The sequence below is a fragment of the Bacillus sp. SH5-2 genome (assembly GCF_008368905.1).
Taxonomy (GTDB): Bacteria; Bacillota; Bacilli; order Bacillales; family Bacillaceae_G; genus Bacillus_A; species Bacillus_A luti.
In genome coordinates, this window is the sequence record NZ_QOSD01000050.1 from 1 (window position 1) to 3,540 (window position 3,540).

The following is a 3,540-nucleotide window of genomic DNA, read 5'->3' on the forward strand; positions in this document are numbered from 1 at the left end:
GTTCTATATTACACCTCTAAAGTATAATCGTCAACACTTTTTTATAAATATATTCAAGTTAATATTTTTACACTCTCTAGCCTAGGGCAGAATCTAAAAAGATTACATTACCAGAAAAGCAACTTCTACTTCTCTTTAATTTCCTCTTCCAAAATATATCCAAGTTAACTTAACCCCCATAGAATTAATTTGTATGGAAGTCTTTACTCAGTGAAACAAACAATCTTAATAAATACTAAGGTGTAATTAAAAAGTAATTACATCTCTTAATACCTCTTTGTTTATCGCGCACCCTATTAGAAACGATTAAAGATACACGTATCCTTATAATAGACAACGATACAAAAGTTCATAATAAACTTATATACTATTCCATTTATAGAATTCCCCTTATTATGAAGTAATCCTTACTTATCTGTTTACTCATAAATATATATAAATACACTTACTAACTATCTTGCGTCACTGAAATATCCACCTTATACCTCTTTCATCTTTAACATCATCTATCCCCATATGGCCTAGTGGTAACCTTTATATCCTTTTAACAGAAATTTAAGGTGGACAGATAAACTATATTCGAGGTCTTAACCGATTAATAGCATTTCTTTTTCAGCATATATACCGGATTAAAAATACGCACCTCAATTGATCTAGTGTACCTAATACACCTAAAAGAACAAGCGTTCCGTTTTATTCAAATCACCTTTTATAACATTTAAGTCTGTTTATCCCATACCTATAACATATAATTTTATTGTTCCTATTTGTATATCCTTCGTTTTGAAATACATATAGAATTACAAATTCATTTATTTCTAGCTACAAACCTAAGATTTCAATATAAAATGAGCCGGAATTTCTATTCTAAGAAAAATCCGGCTCTTATTTTTTGGCCACAGCCAAAATTATTTAACTTCCTTGCTACAGCTGAACTCCCTCACAATAAACATAGCCAAAATAATTTTTATATTTAAAATGAAATGTCTATTCAATATTCCCTAATCCGCTGCCCTGAAGATGGGTGTATCATATCTGTCACCGCATGATATAGATTTTCTGGATGTTCAGCTATCCGGTGACATAAATACAAGTACCACTCTTCCCCATAAGTCAAATATACTCTAGCGTTATGTCCTTTGTTTTTCAAATCACTTAACATATCCGGACGAATTCCATATAGCATTTCTATCTCTACATTAGATTGACTAAAATATTGACGTTGCTCCATCTCTTTAATAAGAATTTCATCATGTGTAGCTATAGATACAGGGTGATTGTTTTCAATTAGTTGTTCCACAATCTGAAGATACTGTTGATTTAAATCAGTTGACCTAGGCATAGCAATATCCGGAACTTCTTGATAGGCACCTTTTACAACTCGTATTTTCCCTGGATAATGCAGGAGTTCTTGAATATCATTGTTTGAGCGATATAAATGTGCCTGAATCGTTATCCCTACATTAGGATATTGCGCAGTTGTTTTTTTATAGATAGAAAGAATGTCCGCTGCTTTAGATGATTCTTCCATACTTATCATAAGGGTAGTTCCCTGTACTTTTGCCCTCTCTGCCAACTCTATTAAATGAATATAAGACATTTCTGGATCTATAGATAATCCAATATGCGATAAATCGAGTGATACTGTTTGTTTTATAGAAAGAGCACCCACGTCCCCAATAAGATTCAAAAACTCATTTTTTGCTTTATAACATTCCTTTATATCTAGAGTATTTTCCCCTATGTATTCTAGTGAAGTATGATATCCTTTTGTAATTAGTTCTTTTGCCGTCACAATCCCCTCATGTCTCGTTTCTCCGGTGACAAAGCGTTTCGCAGCTTGCAACAACAACGCATAGAGCTCCGTAGATTGTTGTACATAGGATTTTATATGTTCATTTCGTGCAATCGATTTAAATGCCTGAGCTACTTGGAATTCTTTAGTCATCACATTTTCATCTCCTTTAGAACTATTTGATCCAACTATAGCATGCTAAAATGGTTCGTATTAGTACCATTTTAACTAAAATTTTATGGTACCAATTTTGATGAAAGGAGCATTTATATGCTTTGGATACCTATTGATCGATCGTTAGATATTAGTTTAATTCGACAGGTTTATCACCAAATACGCGAACGAATATTAAACGGGGAGCTACAGTCCGGAGAAAAACTACCCTCAACACGGGAATTATCTTCTGAGTTAGGTGTGTCTAGGAATGTAATTTTAGAAGCTTATGATCAATTATTTTCCGAAGGTTTTTTGGTCACTCGACAGGGAGCCGGGACATTCATTGCTGAAGGAACTTATTTAGAACAACGTAAAAAATCAACTTTAATTGATTCTTTATCTTGGTGGGAAGAAACAAACAAAGACAGTAACATCATTAATTTTCGTTCAGGGATACCGGCATTAGACTTATTTCCACGTAAGGGATGGGCAAAATTGTCTCACACTATATGGAATGAAACACCGCCTTCTATGTTTGGATACGATATTCCCGAAGGGCGTCCCGAATTAAGAAAGGTTTTATCACGCTATTTACTAAAAACAAGAGGGGTTTTTTGTCATCCAGAACAATTGGTGATTACTTCTGGTGCAACTCAAGCTTTAACACTTGTTTCTAAGTTACTTTTGTCAACAGGTGATGAAGTACTAATAGAAGATCCCATCACCAATGACATTCAAACAATTTTTAAAAATTCAGGAGCCTTCCTTTATCCTATACCAGTTGATGATAATGGGATGGATACATCTTTGCTACCCACAAATAAAAATCCAAAATTCATCTTCATTACGCCTTCTCATCAATTTCCTTTAGGTGGAACATTACCGATTCAACGACGGGTTCAATTGATTAACTATTCAAGAAAAACAAATTGTTATCTCATTGAAGATGATTATGACAGTGAGTTTCGATATGAAGGCTCACCCGTAAGTTCATTACAGGGATTAGATCCCGAGCGTGTTATATATATAGGCTCATTTAGTAAAATTTTATCACCGGCCCTTAGGATGGGATACTTAGTTCTGCCCTCACACCTTATTGAAAAATGCCGCAGGGTAAAATGGTTTTCAGATCTACATACACCTTCTTTAAATCAGCTTGTTCTTGCTAAATTTATTGCCGAAGATCATTTGGAACGGCATATTATGAAGATGAAAAAAATCTATAAAAATCGAAGAGACTTCCTTATCCAGCAATTAAAATTAGCATTCTCAAACAAGATCAATATTTTCGGTTATTCTACAGGATTACACTTGATTGTTGAATTCAATCAAGTTCAATTCACAAAAGAATTACTTGAGGAAATTCAACAACTTGGAGTAAAAGTATATCCTGTGGAAGACCACGCCATTAAAAAAGGAAAACATCATAATCGAATTATTATAGGGTATGGACATTTAACAATTGAAGAAATAAAAGAAGGTGTGAGCAGGCTACAGAGGGCAGTATCTTGTATATATTCTTGTTAACAAATAGATAGCCTAACTAATTACAAGATTATTTCATTAAACACAAAAAAGACGAGTCATTC

Annotated in this window: 2 protein-coding genes; one reads left to right on the forward strand and one right to left on the reverse strand. The window is 33.6% G+C overall.

Annotated features, from left to right (window positions below):
• Positions 1–991: 991 nt before the first annotated feature.
• Entirely contained in the window at positions 992–1,948 is a 957-nt protein-coding gene (locus DN410_RS27670) for a proline dehydrogenase family protein (RefSeq protein WP_149178847.1), read from the reverse strand.
• A 117-nt stretch (positions 1,949–2,065) separates the two neighbouring features.
• Here DN410_RS27670 and pdxR point away from each other — a divergent pair, with 117 nt between their 5' ends.
• On the forward strand, positions 2,066–3,478 hold the full coding sequence (gene pdxR / locus DN410_RS27675) for a MocR-like pyridoxine biosynthesis transcription factor PdxR (RefSeq protein WP_149178846.1): 1,413 nt from the start codon (positions 2,066–2,068) through the stop codon (positions 3,476–3,478).
• Positions 3,479–3,540 lie beyond the last annotated feature (62 nt).